This window comes from Njordella calcicola (assembly GCF_056494125.1).
Window position 1 is genome coordinate 6853587 of sequence record NZ_CM151396.1, and the last position, 25424, is coordinate 6879010.

Consider the following 25424-nt stretch of genomic DNA (forward strand, 5'->3'; position numbering starts at 1 on the left):
TCCGGCAATGGGCAAGCGCGACCTAGTTACCGGCCTACGGTCACGAAGGTGGCTAATGGCAATCTTTCGCCAAATTGACGCGCGTTAAGGCATGAGTTATTGTTAAGTGTCCCACCTTAGTAGCTTTTCGGCCCGCCATGCCGTTTAGCACCCACCCGTTGGCGAGCAATCGATCGGGGTTTCTCCGCATCCGATTGCCTCACGCTTTTATCATAGGTCTACCATGCCGCTTGCCCGCCTATGCCGGAAACTATTGTCGACGCTCTGCTTTGCAAGCTGGGTGACATTGGCCCTCGCCCAAGAATCGCCGCCAACGGTCAGCTTTCAAAGCGATATCTTGCCGATCTTTCGCGAGAACTGCTTAAGCTGCCATCAACCAGCGGCACAACGTGGCGATTACATGATGACGGATTTCGCTAGGTTGCTGCAAGGCGGTGAATCCGGCCAAGCGGCCGTGGTTCCGGGAATGGTCGAAACAAGCGAACTTATGCGCCAGATCACTCCGCATAATGGCCAAGCCGAAATGCCAAAGAGTGCCGCGCCGCTGTCTGCCGACCAGATCGCGTTGATCGGCCGCTGGATTTCAGAAGGGGCACTCAATGACTCCAGCGATCAGCAGACTAGCTACTCTTTAACGACTCCGCCTCAATACGCGCGGCCTCCAAAGGTGACTTCAATTGATTATTCTCCCGACGGCTCGCTGCTGGCAATTAGCGGTTATCACGAAGTCTTACTTTATGATGCAAATACGTTCGATCTAAAGCATCGATTGATCGGTTTGAGCCCTCGGATTGAATCCGTCAAATTCTCGCATGATGGAAGCCGGATCGCAGTAGCCGCTGGGAAACCATCGGTCAACGGTGAACTGCAAGTGTGGCAGGTCGCTGACGGTTCGCTGCTGCTGAGCAAGTCGATCACTAGCGACACGTTGTTTGGAGTGAGTTGGTCGCCCGACGACAGCTTGATCTCGTTTGCATGTGCCGATAACACGGTCCGTTGTGTGCGCAGTGAGAACGCTGAACAAGTGCTCTTTCAAGGTGCACACGATGACTGGCCACGCACTACCGTCTTCTCGATCGCAGGAGACCACCTGATTTCTGCTGGCCGAGACATGACCGTCAAGCTCACAGAGGTTGCTACCCAACGCTTTGTCGATAATGTCACGAGCATCACACCCGGGGCTTTGCGCGGTGGGATTAATGCCTTAGCGAGACATCCAGCACGCGATGAAATCTTCGTTGGGAGTTCCGACGGTATCCCCAAAATTTATCGCGTCTTTCGACAAACCGCTCGACAGATTGGCGACGATGCGAATTTGATTCGTCGCTTGCCGGAGATGCCAGGCCGCGTTTTTGACGTTGCCATTAGCGACGATGCGCAATTTCTTGCGGCAGTCAGCTCGCTGGATGATCGTTCTTACGTTCGAGTCTGGAAATACGAAACGCCTGAGAATGTGCCTGAGGATATTAACAAGATTCAAGCAAAACGAGTTTCCAGTCGAACGGCTCAAGAGAAGCAGCAGTTGGAGGCGTTTGTGAGCGCTGAGCCAACGCAGGTTGCCAAGTGGGATATTGAAGCGGCCGCTTATGCCATCGCGCTGGCACCCAACCGAAGGGTTAGTATTGGCGGTGCTGACGGCAAGCTTCGGACCTGGAACATTGATGACCAACAGTTGGTCCACGAACGATCGATTGTGCCAGCAGGTTCGCTGCAAGTTGGCGACCAGCAATTAGAGTTGCAGACGGTCCGTGAGCAATTTCTCGCAAAGGCATTTTCCGCAGAACAAAGAACTGCACCGGAAAGCGAGCGTAATCCCGAGGTATCAAGCAGAATCGACGTCGCTCGGATTCAATCGATTCAAGCGGAACCGGCCAAAGTTGAACTACGCAATTGGTCAAGCTATGCTCAATTGCTAATTACCGCGACGCTTGACGATGGTAGCCAGGTTGATGTCACTCGCGATGTGCAATTAACTTCACCAAATGAATTGATCCTTTATCACGCCACGGGCTTCATCGAACCTAGAGCAGCCGGTGACGGGCAAATACATGTTGGAATTGGTCAGCACGAGTTGCAAATACCGTTGCACGTGGGTGCTACCACGATCAGCGAAGTTGATTTCGCTGGCGATGTGAACCCAGTCCTCTCACGGATGGGTTGTAACCAAGGCACCTGCCACGGATCGCAAGCAGGCAAGAACGGGTTCAAACTGTCGTTGCGAGGATACGATCCCATTTATGATATACGTTCTTTGACAGACGATTTGGCGGGTCGGCGTATTAATCTTAGTTCACCTGTGGACAGCTTGATTATCAGTAAACCCTTGGGATTGGCTCCCCATGCTGGCGGTGTTTTGATGCAGCGGGGAGACCGTTACAGCACCATCATGGAACAGTGGATTGCGCAAGGTGCGATCCTGGATGTGCAATCCAAGGAGCAGCATAAGGTGGTTCGCTTGCAAGTAACGCCCCAGAATCCTGTTGTCGCCGATGCGCAGGCATCGCAGCAGATTCGCGTTCTAGCGACCTATGCGGATGGTTCAACGCGTGATGTTACGCGTGAATCGTTCATTGAAAGTGGAAACATGGAGGTCGCTCAAGTGGATCGGTTTGGATTGGCCACGGCAATCCGACGCGGCGAAGCTCCATTGCTTGCTCGCTATGAAGGGACCTATGCCGCTACCACTTTGACGGTGATGGGCAACCGCGAGGGATTTCATTGGGCAGGGGCCGAAGCTTGGACGCGTCTGGATGCATTGGTTGCTGAAAAATGGCAACGGATGAGAATCCAACCCAGTGGCTTGTGTTCTGACAGCGATTTTATCCGCCGCGTGCACTTGGATTTGACCGGCTTGCCGCCCAGTGCGGAGCAAGTGACGGCTTTCATGAGCGACACAACTACCACACGCGAAAAACGGGACTTGTTGATCGATCAATTGGTTGGCAGTCCGAACTATGTCGCCCACTGGACCAACAAGTGGGCAGACCTGCTTCAGGTCAATAGCAAGTTTCTTGGCAAAGAGGGTGCGGCAGCGTTTCGGCAGTGGATCACCGAGCGTGTGAACGCGAATATGCCATATGACCAGTTCGTTAAAGAGATCTTAACTTCGACTGGTTCTAATCGCGAGAACCCGGCCGCCTCGTACTATAAGATACTACGTACGCCCGAAGACACGATGGAGAACACGACTCATCTGTTCTTAGCCGTCCGTTTCAACTGCAATAAATGCCATGATCATCCGTTTGAGAAATGGACGCAGGATCAATACTACGAGACCGCTGCATTCTTTGCCCAAGTAGGACTCAAAAAAGATCCTGCCAGTGGCGACCAAAACATCGGTGGGACGGCGGTGGAAGGAGCCAAACCGCTGTATGAAGAGGTCTTTGATAAAGGCGAGGGGGAAGTTGTCCACCAGCGAACGCAGCAAGTAGTCGCCGCCAAGCATCCTTTTCATTGTGACTACACCAAGTCAGAGAATGCATCGCGCCGCCAGGATCTCGCTCACTGGATTACAAGTCGAGATAACGATTACTTTGCTCGCAGTTACGTGAATCGATTGTGGGGTTACCTTCTGGGGGTTGGGCTGATTGAACCGCTGGATGATATTCGAGCAGGAAATCCACCTTCCATACCAGCGGTCTTGGATGAACTGGAGCGGGAGTTTGTAGAAAGTAACTTTAATATCCAGCATATGATGAAGCTGATCTGCAAGTCGCGTGTCTATCAATTAGACGCTGGTACGAATGACTGGAACCATGACGACGATCGGAACTATTCACACGCGACGGCACGTCGATTGCCAGCAGAAGTCCTGTACGATGCGGTGCATTTTGTGACGGGCACACAGTCCGCTTTCCCAGGCGTCGACAAGGGCACTCGTGCGGCTTCGCTTCCCGATGCCGATGCGGGATTGCCCGATGGCTTTTTAAACAATCTTGGTCGACCTGCACGTGAAAGCGCTTGTGAATGCGAACGCTCCAGCGAACTGCAATTGGGCGCGGTCATGGCTCTACTGAGCGGTCCTACGATTGGCAGCGCGATCTCGGAAACAAACAACGCGTTGCACCAACTGGTCGAACAAATTCCTGACAATGCCGAATTGGTCAATAAGCTGTATCTACGCGTGCTGAATCGACCGGCAAGTCAGGCTGAAATCGACGCCTGTCAGCCTGTGTTTGAACAAGTCGCCAGCGATCACGAAGTTTTGCGGAGATTGCTGGAGGAAAAGGAAGCGTGGTGGGTCAGCCAACGCCAGCAGTTGGAAATGTCCAGGTTGCAAAACCTTGCTGATGCACAACAGCGACTAGCGATGCGGCAAACAGAAATTGCGGATCAACAAGCTCGCCAGGAAGCGGATCGTAAACAACGCGAAGAGCAAGCGCTCGCCGCAGTTGAAGTCCATCGGACTCAATGGCAAGCGAACTTGGATGCTTGGTTAACTGCCAAATCCTCCAGTACTCGCTGGGACCTGCTGGCACCCATTTCCGCCACGGCGACCAACGGCGGAGAGCTTAGGCCGCAGGCGGATCGCTCCATCGTCGTCAATGGAAACAAAGACAAAGGCGTGTATCACGTGACAGCTCGGCCCGCCTTGGACCAAGTTACTTCGATTCGATTGGAGGCCTTAACAGCGCCCGATGTACCTGGCGGTGGACCAGGGTTACCTCCCAATGGTAACTTCGTTGTCACGGAGATCGAGTTGTTTGCTGGTCCAGCGTCGGACGCTAGCACCTGGCAGAAGATCAAGCTGAAAGAAGCGAAGACCGATTTTGATCAGGCTGGTTTTTCCGGCGGTGCGGCGATTGATGATAAACTGGATGACCAAGGGGGCTGGGCGATCGCCAACGCGGGGGGGGCAGAACACTGGGCCGTCTTCGCTTTGGAACAGCCGTTAACGTTACCCAAAGATTGGGTGATCCAGGTACGATTGCATCAATTCCATAACGCGGCAGACCATCGATTGGCTCACTTCCGTTTGTCGGCTGCTAATCACGACGGCGATTTAGAGGTAGGCTTGTCCGAAAACCTACTCGCCCTGCAGTCCACCTTGCCAGCGCTACGCAGCGAATCTCAAATCGAACAAGTACGCAATTATTTTATCCGCACCGATAGCGAGTACCAGCGATTGCAGAACATCGTTGCTGAAGCCAGAAAGCCACTGCCGATGGATGAGCAAGTCCTTGCGATTCAAACTTCGATTCAACGGTTGGAAAAGCCGATAGCGGATGACGCTGGTTTGGTCCAGCTACGGGCAGACTTTGAACAAAGTAAGCTTCAACTCGACAGACTGCGGGTGACTGCGGCAGAAGATATTACTTGGGCTTTGATCAACAGCCCGGCGTTTTTGTTCAACCATTGATAGTAGGCAGTCCAGCGATGTGGTGCATCGCTGGAATCAAAGTGAAATAGTATTCCAGTTTTAGTTTTTATCCGGTGTGCGGCTCTTTAGCGAGTTGCTACCCAAGGAGTTCAGCCATGTTTCGAATCCTCGGTGCACGTGGAAAAGATCTTTGCGATCAACATTTGAAGGTCGATCGTCGAGATGTGTTGCGTTTGGGCGGCGCGGGCATGTTTGGGCTATCGCTGGACAATCTTTTTCGTCTGCAAAAGGCGACTGCGAATGAAGCCGTCGGTGGCGGACCTGGCTGGAACAAAGCCAAGAATATCATCTTAGTCTATCTGCAAGGTGGTCCCAGCCATCTCGATCTGTGGGATCCAAAAGAAAATGTTCCAGATAATGTGAAGTCAGTCTTCCAGCCAATTAGCACAAAGATCCCCGGTATCCAATTCACCGAGATGTTGCCTCAACTGAGCCAATTGAATGATCGCTTTACGATGATTCGTTCGATGAGCTACACGCCCAATGGCTTGTTCAATCATACAGCGGCGATCTATCAGATGATGACCGGCTATACTACGGATAAAGTGAGTCCCTCGGGACAGTTGGAACCACCATCGCCAAAGGATTTTCCTAACTTTGGTTCCAATATCGTGCGACTGCGGCCAACCGATACGCCGATGCTGCCCTTTGTCATGTTGCCGCGACCGCTGCAGGAAAGCAATGTTGTCGGTAAAGGGGGCACGGCAGGGTTCCTGGGCAAAGCATTTGATCCGTACACTTTGTATCCGGACGGCGATGATATGGATATGAACAAAATGGAGCGAATCAATGTCAGTGATTTGCAATTGCGTCCTGAAGTGTTCTCGGTTCGTTTGCAACGCCGAGCCGCGTTGCGCGACGTGATCAACCAACAAATGCCGAAGATTAACGCAGCCGTCGAGAACTATCAGTTGGATAGCTACTTTGACCAGGCCCTATCGCTGATTGTGTCGGGGAAAGCTCGTGATGCGTTTCGCTTAAGCGATGAATCGGATGATTTGCGCGATCGGTATGGTCGCAACACGTTCGGACAGAGCTGCTTGTTGGCGCGGCGGCTGGTCGAAGCGGGCACGCGCGTGGTTGAGGTGGTTTGGCCTAAGGTCGCTAATAGTGACAACCATTCTTGGGACCAGCACACCGACCTGTCGCGTCGCATGAAGAACCAATCGGCTCCGATGCTAGATGCGGGGCTTTCAACGTTGATCGAGGATTTGGACCAGAGAGGGCTGCTGGAAGACACATTGCTGGTTGCCGTCGGAGAGTTTGGGCGAGCGCCGCAGCGCGGAGTCAGCACCAGCGGCAACGGGAATTCGGATGATGGTCGAGATCATTGGCCTTATTGCTATACGGCGATTACTGCCGGGGCTGGTATGAAACGGGGCTATGTTCATGGTCGCAGCGATGCCACAGCGAGCGCTCCACTCGAAGATCCATTGCATCCGGCTGAGCTGCTAGCAACCATTTACCATGCGTTTGGAATCGACCCAGAAACGATTGTGTACAATCATCTGAACCAGCCGCGAGAGTTGGTAAAGGCAAAAGCGGTTACCAAGCTATTCGGCTAGGGACGTATCGCGTTCAAACGACGCGACCTTGTTACCGGCCAACAAAGAAAAAACAAAAGGCGGACCTGACGAACAGATCACGCCTTTCGGGCAATAAACCGCGGGCGGCAATTGCAGTGAATCATTTAAAATGAGCTTCTATAGTCAACTGTAGCTCAAGTTTTTGCGCGTGTGGCACCGAACGAAATTTTTTAATTATTTTGTTACCGGCCTACAGATAATCGGGTTGCTGCCAGGCCGACATACCGCCATCGACGTAGATCGTCTGCCCATGGATATGGGATGCAAGATCGCTCAGCAAAAACGCGACGGTTCCGCCGCAGACATCGGCCGTCGGGACTTGGCCATTGGGCGTATGCAGTTGCATCCAACGCAATGCCTTTTCATCGTGTGAGAGCACTTGGTTCGTCAAGGGCGTTCGCACCAAACCGGGGGCCATCGAATTTACGCGGATGTTGTGCGGTGCTAGGCTCACGCACAGCGAACGCACCATACCGGCGACTGCTGCTTTACTGGCGTCATAGGCAGAATGATTCGGTTCGGCCAGCAGGCCGTTGACACTGCCGGTGAACACAACGCGGCCTTTGGTTCCAGCGGCAATCCAGCGCTTAGCAAACGCTTGCGTGATAAAGTAGCCAACTTGTACGTTCAGAAAGAAAGTTCTTTCGAAGGTCGCTTGGTCCATTTCGAGAAAGGGCTTGTCGATGAAGACGCCAACGTTGTTGATCAGGAAGTCAACGGGGTACGTCGCTTGATTGACTTCTTCCGCGATTTGCTGCAACGTTATCTCGATAGGTTGCGTTAGGTCACAGTACATCGCTTGAACTCGGACAGAGTGTTGCGTACAAGCGGCGATGGTACGTTCTGCTTCGTCGTCGTCTCGCAGGCCCTGCAGGATTAAATCGCAGCCAGCGCTGGCCAAGGAATGAGCGATGGCCCCACCCACCCCTTGAGTGCCGCCTGTAATGAAGGCGGTATGGCCGCGCAGGTCAATCATAAGGTCGCTCCCAGGGACTACTTGCGAAAGAAAATCGACAGGGGAGTGTTCTGGCCATCATCCAAGGTGGCTCGAGATCGAAGCAAATCTTGCTCAACAATCAACTTGCTAGGACCTAGGCGTCGGCGAAGACGAAAGAAGCCGAATCGACGCGTGGTTACTAGCCAACCATCGGCTTCGGAGCCAGCCAATTGCACTTTGGAGTACAGCGGCCAAGCGTTCCAGGCTGAGGCCAAAAAAGCAGGCTCCGCGTTCAAGTCAAACCGCTGATCCTTACCAATCATTTTGAAGAACCATGGCAACACCAGGACCTTCAAATAGTAATGCACACGTCGACTCACCCAAAAGAAGATCAAGCTGCACAAAAACAAAATCGTTACATCAAGGGCTGCGGCCGCAAAGGGACTGAAGCAATAGATCGCCGCCAAGGCACCTGAAAAAGTTTTATTGGCAGCTTCGAAAATCGCGTCCAGCGCGGGGACTGGCGTTAACCAGACCAGGAATTCAAAGAACAATTTAATGGTTCCAACCACAATTAAATTCAAACCGGCAAATCCGGCCAACAGAATATCCACCGGCAGCGAAGCAATTCCCGCTACCGCAACCGGTAGCATCGCAACTTGCGTTTCCGCTTCTCCGCCAATGTTGCCAAACAATCGCATGCAGACCAAAATCAGAATGACGGAATAGGATTCTAATCGATCCGCAACCAGCGCGATCGGCTTGCTGACCTTGGATAGTCTTGGCAGGCTGGTTACGACGGTGAGGACGGCCATGGCCCAAAACAGATACGGATTCGCCAGGGGACCAGAGTCCGAAAAAAGGCTACTGCGTTCCTTCAACCAGTCGGGGCCATACGTCGCCACACCCGTTAGGCACGCCATTCCAAAAAACGGTGACAGAGCGATTGGTGACAGGGCGCCTAGCCAGTCGGTGGTCGCCACGCTGTTGGCGATCACCTGAGCCCTTTGGAGTGTGACTTGGTCATCCGCCGTAGGGCTGGCGATGATATCCGGTAAACTTTCCGAGTGATCGGGTAGTGACGAATCATGGGGCAACTCGCTGGTTTGTGCTTTCAATGCTGCAACGTCGATGGACAACAAGCTGCAGCATAAACAAACCAAGCAGACCAACCATCTCCAGCAGTTCATTAGCTAACTCGTTCTAGCTTGGTGACTCGACCGGTATCGACCCATTCCGCGACATAGATGTTGCCTTGGAGATCAAAGCATGCATCGTGAGGATGAACAAACTTGCCGTCAATCCACTGTGAGGGATCTTTGCGAATCAGTTTGTCTTTGTCCGCAGTTAATCTCGCGACGTCGTCGCCCAGAGTAACAATGGTCTTGTTGTCTTTATCAAGGATAGAAACACGAGCCACCAGTTCAGGCACCAACATCAAATCGCCTCGTGTATCAACATTGGCTGGCAAGCCAAAGCCGCTGACAGTATCGATGTATTCGCCGTCGAGATTGAAACGTTGCAGCGTATTGTGAGCTCGATCGGTAACGACGACTACTGGCAAATGAGCATTGCGTCGATCGATCCAAATACCATGTGGCGTATTAAAAGTGCCACCGCCGTCGCCTGGCCCACCGAACTTGCTGACCCACTTTCCATCGGCGTCAAAGCGGTGGATATAGTAAGATCCATAACCATCTGCCAGCAAGAAACCGCCGTCATCCAAGAACGCAAAATTAGTGGGCATGAATCGATCTCGTCCCCATAGCCGCTTGGGGTTTTGGTTTTCGCCCTCTGCGTAAACCGTGCTTTCCATCGGCGCGAAATTCTGCCAAACGGTCTCCCCGTTGAGCGTCAGCTTGGCGAACGACTTCACTTGCTGATATCCACTAACATAGAGAAACTCTTCATTGCCTTCTTTGCGAATCTCCAGTCCGTGGCCGCCGCCTTGAAACTGTTCTCCAAAGGAACGGACCAGGACGCCCTGCTCATCAAAAACGAAGATTGCGGGATGGTCCTTCAGTTCTTCGCGACCTTCATGGATCACGTACAGTTGGTTGGAGGCGTCGACAGCCACGTTGTGAGTTGTCTGCCATTTGAAGTCGGCTGGCAATTGAGGCCAATGGTGCTTGACGCGGTACTTGTAGTCGCCTTGACCGATGATAATTTCGCTAGCAGCGCGTGCTGGTGTGTGAATGGCAGGCGCCAACGAAACTGCTGCTGCTGTCAGAGCGGTAGACTTCAGGAAGCGACGGCGATCGAAACTGGTTTGCGACGATGGAACTGAATCGCTGGGAGAGGATTTGTGTAGGGCCATAATCAAGGTCTCGGCGAGGGGAACTGGGGTCAGGGGAAGGGAGGATTTCGTAACCGACTCCATTCTATAGGAACGAAAAACGCATGAAATGACCCATGGAACCAACGGCTGCATCAAATTGTCGACAGCGACTGCATCGTTTCGAGCACAATGCGTCAGCAACACATCAGCAGGGGCTTCTGGGATCAAATTTTATTAGACACGCAGTTGGCCCTTAAAATCAATGAAATAGCTTGGTTTTTTTTGAAAAACAGGGTGAAGTGTCAAAGAAATTTTGGGCTGTGGTTCTGGATTGCAAATATTTTCGGGAATGGCATCCGGTTTGTGTATGAAAGAGTTGGTTGCGAACCGCGGAATGGTTCGCATAGTTCTCTTTGGATTCTAACTTGATGAGGAAAACGATGAAACGTTTTACTACGCTTTGCTTAGGTGGATTGCTGGTTGCGGTTTCAGGTTCGGCTGCTTTGGCTCATGGTCCCCGTGGTGGCGGACGAGCTTTTTATCAGCCTCAAGTTGTGCGTGTGGTGCCAGCACCGCCCGTTGCATACTACCCGCGCAGCGTGTATCGCCCCGTACAGCCAGTGTACCCCTACAGCTTTTATGGCTCACGACCAGTGGGCATTGGAGTTGGAGGCTTTGGTGGGTCGCCATTTTACCCCTATGGCGGTTATGGATTTGGCTCGCCGCTGTATCGCAACCAACCGGGCTTTTCGCTCTACATTGGGCGCTAAATACGCCGCGTAGGCCGGAACAAGCAAAGCCATCCTGCGCCGGAACATCGGTCGCTTGAAGGTGAGTAACGTGAACGGACTCATCGATGTGTTGCTGATTGGCTTTGCGCAGTTCCGGCATTGGTTGTAGGCCGGTAACAAGCAAAGCTATCCTGAACTGGAACATCGGTCGCTTGAAGGCGAGTAACGTGAACGGACTCATCGATGTGTTGCCGATGGACTTTGCGCAGTTCCGGCAAGGGGCAAATGCGACCTTGTTGCCGGCCTACCACCAAAAGTGTAACGAAGAACGCGTACGCCTACGGCTGACGGTTAAACGAAGCACCGTTCGTAGTCCCGGCTTTAGCCGGAATGGAGTGCAAAGAAGACCGGCTAAAGCCGGGACTACAAACAAATCGCCGACCCTCCCGTTGCGGGAGGGTGAAGAAACCGCGTAGGCCAATATCCGGTTCCACCTCATTTTAACTTGCCGACAAAATCCGCTTCGGGCAACTTCTTGTAATACTCATCCAAGGGATAGCAACCACTGACCAAGCCATGACGCGGAGCGGTGGTGCACTCGCTGAACGTGCGGCAAATCAATTTGCGCTGATAAGTGCTTAGGTTCAAATTGTCTTTGGGCAGCGTCGGATACGAAAGCACCATCCGACCCAAGCCCACTGCGTCAATCATGCCAGCGGCCACGACGGCTTGAGCTACGGGGGGGAGGAAGTCTTGCAGATAGGTATATCCCGAACCAACCATGGGTAGTCCAGGTACCGCTCTTTTGCACTGGTCCGCGACCATGATTTGTCGCGATACACCGACCAGCGGATCTTCCGGAGGTTGATAGCCATCGCTGGGCGGAAATATTGCGGGACGCTGAATGTGCGGATTGTAGTAAGGCGAACCGCACGTAAGATTGACAGCCGCAACACCTAACGACTGCAGTCGTTTCAGCAACCAGATCGGTTCGCTAAGATCGATCTCCAAAGGATTCTTCTCGCTGGCACCAAAAGCGAGCTCATAAGGCATCAACTGGTCATAAGGCATCGGCTGGCCCACTTCGTCGCCCTTTTCATAAGGAGGGCGATCAAAAATGCTGATGCGAACGCCGATCTCCAGCTTGGGTGCAGCCTTTTGTACTGCTTGAATAATCGAGCATAAAAGTCGCGAGCGACCTTCGATATCTCCTCCGTATCGACCAGGGCGCGAGCGAGCCGAAAGGAACTCGTGCAGCAGATAACCGTGGCAAGCTTTGACATCCACGAACTGATAGCCTGCTTCCGCTGCTGCCTTGGCACCATTCACATAGTCCTCGATCAAATCATCTAACTGGTCGTCGGTCCAAACAACGGCTTGATCTGTCGGTTCAATGCCGAATTTCTTATCAAGCAGCGGATGGTGGTAAGCGATGCGTGGTTCCAGCCTCTTGGAGTTTGGTCGCGAGAATCGTCCGCTGTGGGTTAATTGCAAACCGACCACCAAGCCATCGCTGGAGCCCATCGATTCGCGATGAGCGTGCTCTAACGTTTCTCGCAGTTTGGCTAGCGACGCTACATGAGCCAGTGTGGCCATCGTCTGTCGAGGATTGGCACGTCCATCAGCGCGCACTGCCGCTGCTTCACCACCCCAAATCAACTTCGCGCCGCTTTGGCCAAAACGTTCCCAGCGACGCAGCGTCAGAGGCGAGTGCGTGCCATCGGGCTGAGCGTCCCAACCCTCCATCGGATGAATACACCATCGATTGCCGACAGTTAGCCGACCAAATTGCCACGCAGATGCCATAGGGTTATCCGTCGTTTGCAACGGATCGGCAGTCGCGATCGGGATCGTGATGCCTAATTCCTGGCATCGAGCTTGGAATCGTTCGATGGTTTTTAATTGAGCAACTTTGGGATATTGTGCCATGGCGACAGGTGCTGTCCTATAGTTTTGCTGGTTCGGCGGTGACGGTGGCTCCACTGCGGTCCGTTTTCAGAATTAGAATTCTAGGGCAGGGCACGTCGATGCAAAGTAGAGAAACCCTGGCACTTCGGGTAAAAGCGTATGGCATTTCGGGCGTGCTACCGGAGCGATGCATCGGCAGTCGCGGTAGAATGTGGCCTCTTGCCCTGCCGTACGAGTCTATCTGGGATCGCTTCGAATTTTGATTACAATGAAGCGATCCTACCTGCCTCTCCCCCCATGGAAAGTACAATGAAAAGCACTTCTGTATTAAAGCTTTTATGTGGCTTAATGTTTGTTACCGCTTTGTGTTCAATCTCCTATGCTCAGCGGCCAGGCACCGACGAATTCTATAAGCTTGGTCCCGATTCCTTGAAGCAAGAAGGGGTTCCGCAAGGCACAGTCGAAGGCCCATTCACGCTGCCCAGCAAGGTCTTTGAAGGAACTCAGCATACCTATTGGATCTATGTGCCCGCCCAGTACGATCCCGAGAAACCATGCAGCTTGATGATTTTTCAAGATGGCCATGCCTTCTTAAACGAGAATGGAAGTGCTCGTACAACTAATGTCATTGACAACTTGACGTTCCGTCGTGAAATCCCTGTCATGATTACCGTGTTCATCAATCCCGGTCGGCGTCCCGATCAACCAGAGCCCAACGCACGGCAATGGGGCGATGGCACAACCAACCGTGGTGAAGAGTACAATTCATTAGATGATCGCTATGCTCGCGTTATCATCGATGAATTGATGCCAGAGCTGTACGCCAAATACAACATCTCCAAGGAAGCGAAAGATCATGGGATCGGCGGATGCAGTTCCGGTGCTATCGCTGCGTTCACTGTCGCTTGGGAACGTCCAGACCAATTCAGTAAAGTATTGAGCACCGTCGGCAGCTTTACCAATATCCGTGGTGGTCATAAATATCCCGACATTATTCGCGCTAGTGAGAAAAAACCGATTCGTGTCTTTTTTCAAGACGGACGCAATGACAACCGAGGCGAACGTCGTGGCGGCCGTTATGATGAAGAATGGGACTGGTTCAAACAGAACGTCCGCATGGTCGATGCGATGACTGAAAAGGGTTATGATGTAAATTACACTTGGAGCATCGGCAAACATGGTTTGACGCACGGCGGCGCGATCTTACCTGAGATGATGCGCTGGTTATGGCGCGATCATCCGGTGTCTACCGATGTCAACGATAAAGTAGAACGCGCTTTCAACGAGCCTGTTACCAAGTGATCGATTCTCGCAGATCAAATCTATGAAATCCCTTTGGTCCAACAGGTTTCGACCGCTGGACCAAGACCCGTTCAAACTTCCCTCCCACAACTCCCACCCACCATTGCTATATTCTTTATGATCCAATCCAGATTTTTTGCATGCTTTGCTACGTTCTGTATGCTGCTGACTCCTTGGGCGGCTGCGCAGCAAATTCAATTCGGCAATGAAGACACTGTTGTGTTGCTAGGCGACGGCTTGATTGAACAAGAGCAGTACTTTGGCTGGATCGAAGTCGCAATGACCACGGCGATGCCTGACAAGCAACTGCGATTCCGCAATTTGGGGTGGAGTGGCGACACGCCGGCCGGTCAATCGCGTTTCGGATTAAGCCTGCTGCAAGCCGGGCGCGAAGGCGCCGATGAAGGCTGGAAGCAGTTAGTCGCTCAACTGGAATTGACGCAGCCGTCCATAGTCGTCTTTGGCTACGGCATGGCTAGCTCGCTGGAGTTTGGGCAAGGAGGCGTGGATCAGTTCAAAGCAGAGTTTGAACGATTGATTGCAGAAGTGCGACGTATCGATCCTACCGCCAAGTTGATATTCTTGTCGCCCATCTCGCGGGCCGACGATTCGGCGCACACGGAAACTTTGGCCAGCTACCGAGCGGTCATTCAATCGCTGGCACAGCAAAGCGCTGCACCTTACGTTGACTTAAGCCAGATCCCCAGCGAAGGCCAATACCATCAAGACCCCATTCGGCTCAACAACCAAGGCTATCGCAAAGCCGCCAGCCTCATTGCTGAATCGCTCCAATTGCCTAAATCCGATTGGGAAACAAGCTCTAACACCGAATCGCTGCGTAACGTGATCTTGCGCAAAAACCAGTGGTGGTTCCATCGCACTCGACCAGCCAACATGGCCTACGTGTTTGGCTTTCGCAAACATGAACAGGGGCAAAACGCCGTAGAGATTCCTCAGTTCGATGAACTCGTGGCTCAGGAAGAAGCTCGTATTGCGAAACTGGCTGGCTTGACCGCAACTGTCGACGTAGGAGATCCATCGCGTATCGAATCGAAGTATGCCAAGTTCACGCCTCAGCCCACGCCAGAATTTACAGTGGCCGATGGATTTGAAGTGACGTTGTGGGCCGAGAATCCGCAGCTCAATAAACCGATTCACATGAACTTCGATGCAGAAGGTCGTCTCTGGGTCGTAAGTTCGGAAGCTTATCCCATGATCGAAGTAGGCCAAGCAGCGCCCGACAAGGTCGTTGTGCTGGAAGATACCACCGGCAGTGGCAAAGCGGACAAAGCAACGGTCTTTGCCGATGGTTTGCTTATTCCAACTGGTGTTCTGCCTGGCAACGGAGGTGTGTATGTTGCGCAAAGCACCGACCTATTGTTTCTGAAAGATAACGATGGCGACGGCAAAGCGGACCAGCGAACACGAGTGCTGAGCGGTTTCGGTACCGAAGATACGCATCACAACTTACACACTTTGTTGTGGGGACCTGACGGCAGAATGTATCTGAATCAATCTGTCTATACACGGACTGATGCGGAAACTCCACAAGGCGTGACGCGATTAAAGGCTGGTGGCGGCTTCCGTATGAATGCCGCGAACCTGAGAATGGATGTGTTCTTTCGCGGGTTGTGGAATTCATGGGGCCATCAGTTTGATCGCTTCGGCAATTCATTCTTGACCGATGGAGCGGGCTTTGAAGGCATCGCTTACACCTTTCCTGGAGCGATGTTCAATCCGACGCCTAATGCACGTCGGCAATTGGAACTGATCAGCCCAGGACGCTGGCCGAAGTTCGCTTCGGAAGAGATTGTTTACGGCGATTCGTTTCCGCAAAGCTGGCAAGGCTCCATTATTACGTGTGACTTTCGCGCCAATCGTGTGACTCGCTTTAGCGTCAGCGATCGAGGAGCAGGCTTTGTCACACAACAGGAAGAAGACTTGCTGCGGACGGCCGCGACGTCGTTCCGTCCCATCGATGTTAAGCAAGGTCCAGACGGCGCGCTTTACATTGCGGATTGGTCCAATCCCATCATCAATCACGGCGAAGTCGACTTCCGCGATCCACGTCGCGACCGTTGGCACGGTCGTATTTGGCGCGTGGCATATAAAGGCGACGCCGCGACGACTGCAGAAACTCGACGTGTTCGCCAAAGCAAATCTCTTGTGTCGCTGTCCATTCAAGAGCTTTACGCCAACCTTCTGCAGAACGATCGCTATGTTCGCGAACAATCGCGACGGGGCTTGATCGAACGTGGCAGCGAAGCGATACGTGAACTACCCAACTGGATTGCAGCGCAGACCGATGAGTTCGCTTTGCTGCAGGGCTTGTGGATGCACCAAGCGTTTAATATCGCCAATCGAGAATTACTGAGCCAACTGCTCGCAGCCAAGGATCCAAATATTCGGACTGCCAGTGTCCGCGTGCTGAGCGATTGGTCGAGCGCAAGCACCGACGTCGATCAACGCATCAATCCCGACGAGTCGCTGCCGCTATTCTCCGCAGCGATTCAAGACCCGTTTCCGCGAGTTCGTTTGGAAGCTGTCCGCGGGCTGGGCCAGTTGGCTTCCTTTGATGCTGCCAGATTATCGTTGAAGGTTCTGGATCAAGAGATGGACAACTTCTTGGACTACGCTTTATGGTTGACCGTGAATGAATCAGCCGACGATCTTTTGGCGAAACTGGATACCGATGAAGCGATCAACAGCTTTGACGCCAAGCATTTGGAATATGTGATGACGGCCATCGAACCATCGTTGTCGGCCAAGGTACTCAGCGACTATTTGAATACGCACCAGCTAACATCCAGCGGCCAAGGGCCATGGATCGAATTGATTGGGAAAGCAGGGGATGCCAACCAATTGGATCGTTTGTTTGAACAAGCGGTAAGTGGTAAGTTCGATCAAGCCGCTACGGCTCGCGCATTGAACGCAGTCCAGGAAGCGCATCGTGCTCGCAATTTAACAGCACCTCAGCCCCAGCGCGTGCTGGCGCTGCTCAGGTCCGAGAAGCCCATGATCCAGCAAGCGGCCGCCAAACTCGTCGGTCAATGGAAGCTGGCGAGTGCCACCACGACGCTCAGCGAACTTGCCGCCAGCGACAATCAAACTCGACCGGTGCGAACGGCCGCCATTGTCGCTCTTCGTCAAATTCAATCGCCCGCTTCAATCGATGAACTATCCAAGCTGGTGGATCTTATACCCGCAGGAGAGTTGCAAGTGGATCTCATGGCGGCGCTGGCTGCGACCGATTTGGATCGAGCTGCGCCAGCGATTTTCAAAGCAATCTCGCAAACGAGCGACCAACAGCAAGCACAACAGCTATGGCGAGCGGTGCTGAACGCCGGGGATGCCGGCAAACGATTGGCTCCCAAGCTTGCAGACAGCTCACTGACCGAACTAGCAGCGCAAGCAGGCTTGCGAGTGGCGACGGAAGGTCGCCAAGAACAAGAGTTGGTTGCGGCACTGATACCCTTGTCAGGACAGATGATGACCGCAGAGCAATTAACGCCAGACCGCTTGGCAGAATATGCAAGACTAGCAGCAGAGCAGGGCGATCCGCATCGAGGTGAAGATGTTTACCGTCGACATGAGTTAGCTTGTGCAACTTGCCATGCGATCGGTGGCGTGGGTGGCAAAGTCGGTCCCGACATGACCAGCTTGGGTGCCAGCGCTCCGGTAGACTACATCATCGAGTCGCTGTTTATCCCCAACGCGAAGATTAAGGAAGGCTACCATTCGACGATTGTTGCTACGGAAGATGGGCAGGTGATAACCGGCATCGAATTGTCTAGTGATGAAGCGGAAACGGTCCTTCGTACTGCTGCGAATGAAGTGGTACGCATTCCCACTCCAGACATTGTCGGCAAACGCAACGGAATTTCATTGATGCCAAGTGGCATTGTGGATCGACTGCCGATGCAAGATCAGGTTGACTTGATTCGCTTCATTACCGAGCTTGGCAAGCAAGGGGATTTTGATGCGAGCCGAGGCGGTGTCGCTCGCGTCTATGAAGTGTTGGCTGGTACCCATCGCTTGGAACAAGATGGGACAGAGCGGATTATCGACGGCACATTGACCGAAGGTTGGAAGCCCTTTCAAGCTCGCGTCAATGGGCGAGTGGATAAAGCTGCGCTCGAAGCGCTAACGCAAACTCAACTGCATATCTCGCTGGTACACGTTTACTTGCGAACCAAGATTGAAGTTGCCACGGACCGGACGGCGAACTTTCAGTTAAGCAATACCAAAAACGCAGCGGTGTGGATAGACGGCCAGCAGGTGCAAGTACATGCCGATGTGCCCAGCGGCGGACAGGCCTTCCAAGCCAACTTATCTGCCGGAACGCACAGCGTGCTGTTGCGGCTAGACGCTCGCGATCTACCCAACGACTTCGTTTTGCGATCGTCCGATATCGCATTTGTCGAATAATCGCAAGGTTTGTGGAGAAAGATATCGCTGATGCTGCGAAGTGACCTTCCAGCATTCCAAGGAGACTTGTTCTCTTTATGATAAGCTCTAGCCTCCCAACATCAGCCTCTCCTACCCACCTCGATCGTTCCTACCTGACCACTCCCTCAAATGCCCACCCATCGCCCACCCCTCGTGTTGCTCCTTTTGTGCTTGATCGGCCAAATCGCAGCGGCGCAAACAGAACCGTTTTTTTCGGTTGGAGGCCATGACACGCAGCAAGTCAAAGCGTTTAATGCTTTGCAAACAGAGTTTGGCAATTCCTTTACCAACTGCGCTTTGTGGGACGCATGGATTCCCTATTCGACCCTGTGGACTAGCCGCCAGCAGCAGCAGCGTTATCGCGATGTTTACTTGCAGCGACCCATCGATGCAGAAGGCTATGTATCGATGCAGCAACATCGCGGGATGGCTCACAGCGAAGGCTGGCCCTTTCCCGCTTGGCAACAAAGCACCGGACAAGGCTGGCACTTCTCTACCGCTGGCGAAGCTTGGGCGATTCAGAACTTTAATTTGCAGCCCTTGTCTACAACCAAAGGGTGGGCCATCGAAGGCGCTGAAGTTGTGGCCATCGACCCACAGCAGGGATTGCAGTTGAAAGCAACCGCTACCGAAGTCTCTCTCACGACACCGCAGTTTCAATGCGGGACGATTGTGGCGCCCTTCATTCGACTGGAATGGTCCGCAGCGCGTACTGACCGCAGCAAACCATGCACGCTCCGGTGGCTGCTGGATAACGAAGAACAATTTTCGCAAGACAGGTCCGTAGCATTCTCGCCAACCGGTGACGCATCGGTCATGCACTATGATAATGTGCCCGTGTACCGTCATCCGGAGTATGCGGGACTGCTGCGTCGCATCAAGCTGACCATTCCAACGGAGGTAGGAGCGGAGATCTCGCTGAAATCTTTGATTACTGCGATCGATACTCGCCACCCGATTACCAACACTATGTTTGTGACCGGGTCGACAGAGTATTTTATGTGGACAGGTGATGTTGATTTTTTGAAGGCGAACATTCATCGGATGCGCGCCGCAATGCAGTTCGCGGTTCGCGAGTTCCAGGTAGATCAACAGCATCACGTTTTTGTCCCCTGGGTTGGCCACGATGGCCGTAGTGGGCTGGAGGTGGACGCGAGTGGCAAAACGACGATGCGGCCGGGGCTAGGAGTAGGGAACAATTACTGGGACTTATTGCCCTTTGGCGGCCACGATGCTTTGGCAACGATCTATCTGTACGCTGCCATGCTTCAATTAGCTCAGATCGAAGAAGCAATTGATGCGCATCCCGGTTGGCTGATCGATCCCCAGCGGGATTTCGATTCGCACCGCTTAAGGCACCTGGCAAACGATGTTAAAGACAATTTCCAAAGATACTTTTGGAATACCGACGCTCAGCGATTTGTAGGCTGGGTCGATAGCGAGGGTGTTGCTTGGGATTATGGGTTTACGTTCGTCAATTTAGAAGCGATCCATTACGGTTTGGCTAGTGCGGAACAATCTCAAGCAATCTACCAGTGGCTGAACGGGCATCGTATCGTCGCGCAAGATACTTCCACGGGCCCTGACATCTATCATTGGCGCTTTGGTCCGCGAGCGACAACTCGTCGAAATGTGGAGACTTATGTTTGGGCGTGGAACAGTCCCGCTTCCATCGATTGGGGAGGCCAAGTGCAAGATGGCGGAGCAGTGCTCGGCTTCTCCTACTTCGATTTATCATCGCGTCTCAAAGTGTTTGGACCTGATGATGCATGGCAGCGATTACAAACGATCGTGGACTGGAAAGCGGACATCGATAATGCCGGCGGTTACCGGGCTTATTATGCGAGCCACCCCGGCGTTACGTTGCAAGGCTGTGGTACCGCCGGTGGCTTGGGGATCGACTGCGAATTTTTTGAAAGCGTGCTAGTGCCACAGATTATGTTGCGTGGATTCTTAGGGCTGCGTCCAACCGCCAGTGGTTGTGAGATTACGCCGCAACTACCGACGGATTGGCCATCGTTAACGATTTCAAAGATTCACTTGCAGGGGTACGTGCTGAACTGTGAGTCTCGAGCCGATGGAACGGTAATACTGCAAGTGCTGGAACCTGGGGAAGAAGATATAATGGTGAGCGTTCACGGCGTGGAGCAACGGTTGCGTCCTAGCGATAAGCAGCTTAATTTTTCGGCAAGGCCTCGCTAAAGAAGCGTAGCCAATTGCCGTGCATGATCAATTGGATGTCGTCTGCAGGATAACCTCGTTGCGCCTAGAGTTCTGGAATAAGCTGCCGAACAACTTTACTGTTATCGACAACATCGCGCACGCTGCCCAAGTGATCTGTCAGCGGCCAGAGCGTCGTGCCAGCAGTGCTGCTGGCTGATGTGGCACTCAACAGCGGACCATTGTTGGTCAAGAACTGCTCGTCCGCCAATAGCATGTCGACGATATCCGCATACAAATAACGATTCGATAACCTGAGATTTTGCGCACTGCCGACGCCATCAGTATCTCTGAATTGCAGCAGCGCATGACTTTCACTGTAAACCCAAGCCGTCTCCGAATCAATCGTCCCGTTGCCATCCGCATCCAAAAGCTTGCCTGTAGCGTTTGCTCACAACAAGCCTTAGAGTCGCATCCCAGCACGTGCTCTTGCTCCCCTCGCCCCGTTTCGGGGAGAGGGGTTGGGGGTGAGGGGCTTACACTACAGATGCCAGATATGAAACGCAGTCATGCTCGTTCTGAAGAATTGATTCAATTCGCGAAATCTCAGAGGCAAACAGCTAACGAGTTTGCGGATCATGTCTGGCAATGGATTCGCAATCGCCAGTGCTGTAAAGCCAAATTTCGTCGCGAGGTGCCCATACCTCCATACACAGTCGACTTCTGTTGCATAGATTAGAAATTGGTGATCGAGAGAATCCGTGCGATTGTGCATGTCGCGATTGAAAGCAAGAGCACGGCCCCTCAACCCCAGCCCTTCTCCCCTGAAGACAGGGGCGAAGGGAGCTAGGGTCATGGGTGATCGCGCCGCCATCTTATTCGAGGTCTCCCTCGATTCGTTGTACAATCAATCTGAATATCGAATGTCGCCTCGGCAACGTTTCTTCAGGTTCAGTTTAGGAAGTCCAGCTTGACAGCCTTCAGCCACCAGCAAAGCAACCTGCGGCAGATCGCTGACCACGCGACCAAGCTCGACCGCTGCGCTCTGCCTCAGACTTTAGCTGTCTAGAACACCAAAGCGGTGTCCGTCGGGGACAAGCCCCGAACGCACATGCTCGCACGTCATGCTTTAGCGCACCAATCCAATTGCAAAGTCTGGGCAAGAGAATGAGGGCAGGAGAATGGTCATGGAATCTATTCTACTGCCCTGATTCTCCTGCCAAAAGAAATTCGGTCGCTCTTCGCGCACCAATCCTATTGCGAAGACTGGGCACAAGGCACAGATGCGCATCGATGCTTGCAGCGCAGCGCGATCCAAATCCCACTGGCTTGCCCAGTGGATGGTTGGGTTTCTTGCTACACCAAAGAGCCCGCCAGAACGGGAATCCCACCGGCTCGTCCGGTGGATCGTTCGGTTCCTCGCTAGTCAACATCGCTCTTTAGCAAGAAACGGAAACCTCTCCCGGACAAGCCGGGAGCATTAGCTTTAGGATCCAGGGGGGCCGACCCGTGTAGCGAGAAGCGGAAGTATCCCCCGGACAAGCCGGGAGCATTTGAAAGACAGAAGACCAAGGCACATTGTTCTGAGATCGCGCGCTCTGAGCGACCGTTGGGCTTGCCCCAACGTGTCGCAATAGGATTGGTGTGCTAAACATGCTGCCGAACAACTTTACTGTTATCGACAACATCGCGCACGCTTCCTAAGTGGTCTGTCAGCGGCCAAAGCGTCGTGCTAGTAGTACCGCTTGCCGACGTGGCACTCAACAGCGGACCATTGTTGGTCAAGAACTGCTCGTCCGCCAATAGCATGTCAACGATATCCGCATACAAGTAACGATTCGAAAACCTGAGATTTTGCGCACTGCCGGCTCCATCGGTATGTCTGAATTGCAGCAGCGCATGGCCTTCACTGTAAACCCAAACCGTCTCCGAATCAATCGTACGAACACACTTCGAACGCGAGTTCCTAGATGCCGGTGCGATTGGGAGTTGACATGGATATTCAGGATGCAGAGGATTGGAGTGATTTATCCTGATCATCCTGTCTATCGATGTTCATATTCAGCATGCTACCGTTGCAACCGCAAGCAAGAGCACGGCCCCTCATACCCAGCCCTTCTCCCCTGAAGACAGGGGAGAAGGGAGCCAGAGTCATGGGTGATCCGGCCCGCCCATGCTCACTCGATCAGTTACCGACACCAGGCGATTGCGATGATCCCAAGCCATCTCACGGACACTACCATCGGAGATCTTGGTTCGACGAATCGTGTTCCCTTCGTTGTCGGAGATAGTCATAAGTCCCATCGGTGCTCAGCAACCGTCCTTTGTGCCTTAGCGTCTTTGAGTGAGACAAAAGCAAAATTTCACACCAAGGCGCAAAGCTCGTGGAGGAAGACGTCACTGCGTCCATTACTCTAACGACGCGCCCAGTAGCCATTGCGACACCAATTCGGCCCGCCTGAAGCTACGACATCAATTTGACCTATCGCACTTTGAAACTTCAAACTTCTGTTGGTTCTCTAGGCTTCGTGACAATTCGGCCAAAGAAGTCTTTCAAACTTTGAACTTCACAATTCAAACTTCTAATATTCTCTACCGTCTCAATTAGGCCAAAACTTCGATCACAATTCGGCCCGTAACATCTAGTCCCGTCGAAGGCTTACGCGGCTATTGAACTCAAGCGAAACCTAATCAATCAGCTTCTTGATTGCGTCGACAACGGTTATCACCGAGAGATAGCCTCGATTCTCGGTCGTGTAGGTATTACCCAGAATCATTCCGCTGAGCTGAAGTCTACCTTCATGTAAAAAGAAAACGGGAGAGCCACTGCACCCACTCACAACGCCGGGATAACCTAAAAACACCTGATCCATAGAATTGGGCATCGAATGTGATATAGTTTCGGTGGCTTGAGATATTTTGAAAGTATAAAAACTACCATCAAGCATGGAACTAACAAATTGCTCCGAGCAGACTTTGGTAGTCGCACTGTCAATTCCGAAAGATGCGCGCTTTACTAATTCCTTATCTTCGTCTCTGACAAATTGATCAATTTGTAATGTTGCAACATCTGATACATCTGTCTGCCAGTCAGCATTCAATATATCCAATACGCAATCATCAAATATCGAGCCCCCAGATGAATTAAAGCATAACTCAAAACCCGATCCTAGTTGCTTTATAAGATGCTTCGTTGTGACTAAGTAAAGTAACTTGTTTTCGGATTCCACAACGAATGCATTTGCCGTTCTACCAGTAGAGTCTCTGACAAATGATCGCACTTTGGGTGCTGGACTTAATTGACTGGTATCGCCAGTATAGGCACCTGCCGGATGACTAACAATCGCGTTAATGCTTATGCAATTAGAATAAGATGATACAACTGCATGTTGCAATGTTAATGACCCTGGACTTCGCAAGGCCTCTGGCTTATTAAAAACGATTGATTCTAGGCATTTGCGACCTCTTTCGTCGATAGTAAAAATCGGTTGGCCAAAGTAAAGAGGATTCACAGGAGCAGTTACCGTAAACATTTGATAAAACGGATTTCCCAGGGAGTCGTCTAGCGAGCACTCGATGGCAGACCATCCTGTGTTTGCATCGGCACCAATACGTTGACCTAAGTAAAGACTCGAATCCTTTTTCTGATCAAGGTTGACAGATTTTAAAACCATCGCATTCGAAGAAATCATGCCACTAACTCTTGCTGGCAGCTTTCGTGTATCCAAGTGCCCCAACGAGAAGCCAAACTCTGTATGCGTCCAAGAGACTTGATCTATTGCAGCACGCAACTCCGCCTCAGCTTCAAAACTCACAACCGGCAATGCAAACTGCATTTTGCGATTCATGGCAAGACTATCCGTCGGAGCAATAACAGCCATAAATCGATCATCAAGTTGGACGAGGTTGATGAAGCAGCAATCATCATGTGCGAAGTAGTCAGATGTCGATGGCGTTTCAATCGAAGTCTCGTTTGGTACCTGCTGCAGCGTCAGAAGTTTAAATAGCAACTCCTTAGTGGCAACAATTCCGATACGCTTGTTTTGCGCGGATACCAATAATCCCGCAAACGATCGCGAGTTGGACAGCGATGATATTAAGAAAACTGGCGAGCCAATATGCAGCCTTGTTTCAATAACATCCAGTTGGAAAAAAGAAGAGTTGTGACGACCGATATTAAGCGTCTTCACGCACTTGATTGTCAAAGGAATACAAGAATTGCCCATTGGCAAATATGAATGTAGGCTTAACTCACCATCAGTCGTACTATTCTCAAGGTCTGAGGCGGTAAGTAATACAGATTCGTCCTTCAATTCATCGAGCAAGGACTGAGGAAGTAAACTGCTTAAAGTTAACCAATAAACCCCGCTGGCATGTTGCCAATTATCGGCACTCACATGCAATCTGAAAGTTTTTTCCTCGATTGTTGGGATTGTCACAGGAAAGCGAAGTTCCATATTCCCAATAAACGCTTTGCTCCGTGAATCACCAGACATGTAAAAATAGTCATTGTCAGTTGTTCGAACAACTACGCCAGAAATCTGATGCACCCGCTGATCGATATTGTTGTAGGACGCCAATAGAGCACAAACCGGCATCTTCACATCTGCAAACAACAGAATCGGAACGTTGCCAAATACAAATAGCGACAAACATAACAGTGTTCGACGGGTAAAGAAAATCAATACCATGT

General features: G+C 52.2%; 15 protein-coding genes. 7 read left to right on the top strand and 8 right to left on the bottom strand.

The genetic code is table 11. The features are described from left to right. The first annotated feature begins 223 nt into the window (after nt 1–223). Nucleotides 224–5359 carry a DUF1549 domain-containing protein gene (locus SH302x_RS26465; protein WP_479366087.1) on the top strand — a complete coding sequence of 1712 codons (5136 nt, stop codon included), beginning with the start codon at nt 224–226 and terminating at the stop codon, nt 5357–5359. A gap of 116 nt (nt 5360–5475) precedes the next feature. After that, on the top strand, nt 5476–6945 hold the full coding sequence (locus SH302x_RS26470) for a DUF1501 domain-containing protein (RefSeq protein WP_479366089.1): 1470 nt from the start codon (nt 5476–5478) through the stop codon (nt 6943–6945). Nucleotides 6946–7156: 211 nt separating this feature from the next. On the opposite strand, the gene SH302x_RS26475 is transcribed toward SH302x_RS26470, so the two are convergent. Genes SH302x_RS26475 through SH302x_RS26485 form a run of 3 tightly spaced genes read right to left on the bottom strand, consistent with a single transcriptional unit; the run spans nt 7157 to nt 10220 of the window. Continuing rightward, nucleotides 7157–7942 (bottom strand): SDR family NAD(P)-dependent oxidoreductase, encoded by a 786-nt coding sequence (locus tag SH302x_RS26475; protein WP_479366091.1) that lies wholly within the window; start codon nt 7940–7942, stop codon nt 7157–7159. 17 nt (nt 7943–7959) lie between these two features. Next, the gene (locus SH302x_RS26480; protein WP_479366093.1) at nt 7960–9093 is read right to left on the bottom strand and encodes a hypothetical protein; all 1134 of its coding nucleotides are present in this window, start codon (nt 9091–9093) and stop codon (nt 7960–7962) included. Further along, nucleotides 9093–10220: a 6-bladed beta-propeller gene (locus tag SH302x_RS26485; protein WP_479366095.1), complete on the bottom strand. Its 1128-nt coding sequence runs from the start codon at nt 10218–10220 to the stop codon at nt 9093–9095. The genes SH302x_RS26480 and SH302x_RS26485 overlap by 1 nt, the downstream gene beginning before the upstream one ends. Nucleotides 10221–10621: 401 nt before the next feature. Here SH302x_RS26485 and SH302x_RS26490 point away from each other — a divergent pair, with 401 nt between their 5' ends. Then, nucleotides 10622–10951 (top strand): hypothetical protein, encoded by a 330-nt coding sequence (locus tag SH302x_RS26490; protein WP_479366097.1) that lies wholly within the window; start codon nt 10622–10624, stop codon nt 10949–10951. 456 nt (nt 10952–11407) lie between these two features. Here the strand turns inward: SH302x_RS26490 and SH302x_RS26495 are convergent, their stop codons facing one another. Further along, the gene (locus SH302x_RS26495) at nt 11408–12841 is read right to left on the bottom strand and encodes an oxidoreductase (RefSeq protein ID WP_479366099.1); all 1434 of its coding nucleotides are present in this window, start codon (nt 12839–12841) and stop codon (nt 11408–11410) included. Between the two features lie 288 nt (nt 12842–13129). On the opposite strand from SH302x_RS26495, the gene SH302x_RS26500 reads away from it, so the two are divergent. The 3 genes from SH302x_RS26500 (at nt 13130) to SH302x_RS26510 (ending at nt 20773) form a co-directional block, all read left to right on the top strand. After that, nucleotides 13130–14122 carry an alpha/beta hydrolase gene (locus tag SH302x_RS26500; protein WP_479366101.1) on the top strand — a complete coding sequence of 331 codons (993 nt, stop codon included), beginning with the start codon at nt 13130–13132 and terminating at the stop codon, nt 14120–14122. A 117-nt stretch (nt 14123–14239) separates the two neighbouring features. Then, nucleotides 14240–18550, top strand: coding sequence for a PVC-type heme-binding CxxCH protein (locus SH302x_RS26505; protein WP_479366102.1), 4311 nt, complete (start codon nt 14240–14242; stop codon nt 18548–18550). 150 nt (nt 18551–18700) lie between these two features. Beyond that, the gene (locus SH302x_RS26510; protein ID WP_479366104.1) at nt 18701–20773 is read left to right on the top strand and encodes a glucosidase family protein; all 2073 of its coding nucleotides are present in this window, start codon (nt 18701–18703) and stop codon (nt 20771–20773) included. Between the two features lie 64 nt (nt 20774–20837). Here SH302x_RS26510 and SH302x_RS26515 read toward each other — a convergent pair whose 3' ends face one another. Further along, on the bottom strand, nt 20838–21161 hold the full coding sequence (locus SH302x_RS26515) for a hypothetical protein (protein WP_479366105.1): 324 nt from the start codon (nt 21159–21161) through the stop codon (nt 20838–20840). 126 nt (nt 21162–21287) lie between these two features. On the opposite strand from SH302x_RS26515, the gene SH302x_RS26520 reads away from it, so the two are divergent. Beyond that, entirely contained in the window at nt 21288–21470 is a 183-nt protein-coding gene (locus tag SH302x_RS26520) for a DUF559 domain-containing protein (RefSeq protein ID WP_479366107.1), read from the top strand. Between the two features lie 908 nt (nt 21471–22378). Here the strand turns inward: SH302x_RS26520 and SH302x_RS26525 are convergent. The 3 genes from SH302x_RS26525 to SH302x_RS26535 all read right to left on the bottom strand — a co-directional run bounded on the left by SH302x_RS26525 (nt 22379) and on the right by SH302x_RS26535 (nt 25422). Beyond that, nucleotides 22379–22771 carry a hypothetical protein gene (locus tag SH302x_RS26525; RefSeq protein WP_479366108.1) on the bottom strand — a complete coding sequence of 131 codons (393 nt, stop codon included), beginning with the start codon at nt 22769–22771 and terminating at the stop codon, nt 22379–22381. A gap of 111 nt (nt 22772–22882) precedes the next feature. Next, complete coding sequence (locus SH302x_RS26530; RefSeq protein WP_479366110.1) at nt 22883–23026, bottom strand: hypothetical protein; 144 nt, start codon at nt 23024–23026, stop codon at nt 22883–22885. A gap of 392 nt (nt 23027–23418) precedes the next feature. Further along, nucleotides 23419–25422, bottom strand: coding sequence for a hypothetical protein (locus tag SH302x_RS26535; RefSeq protein ID WP_479366111.1), 2004 nt, complete (start codon nt 25420–25422; stop codon nt 23419–23421). Nucleotides 25423–25424 lie beyond the last annotated feature (2 nt).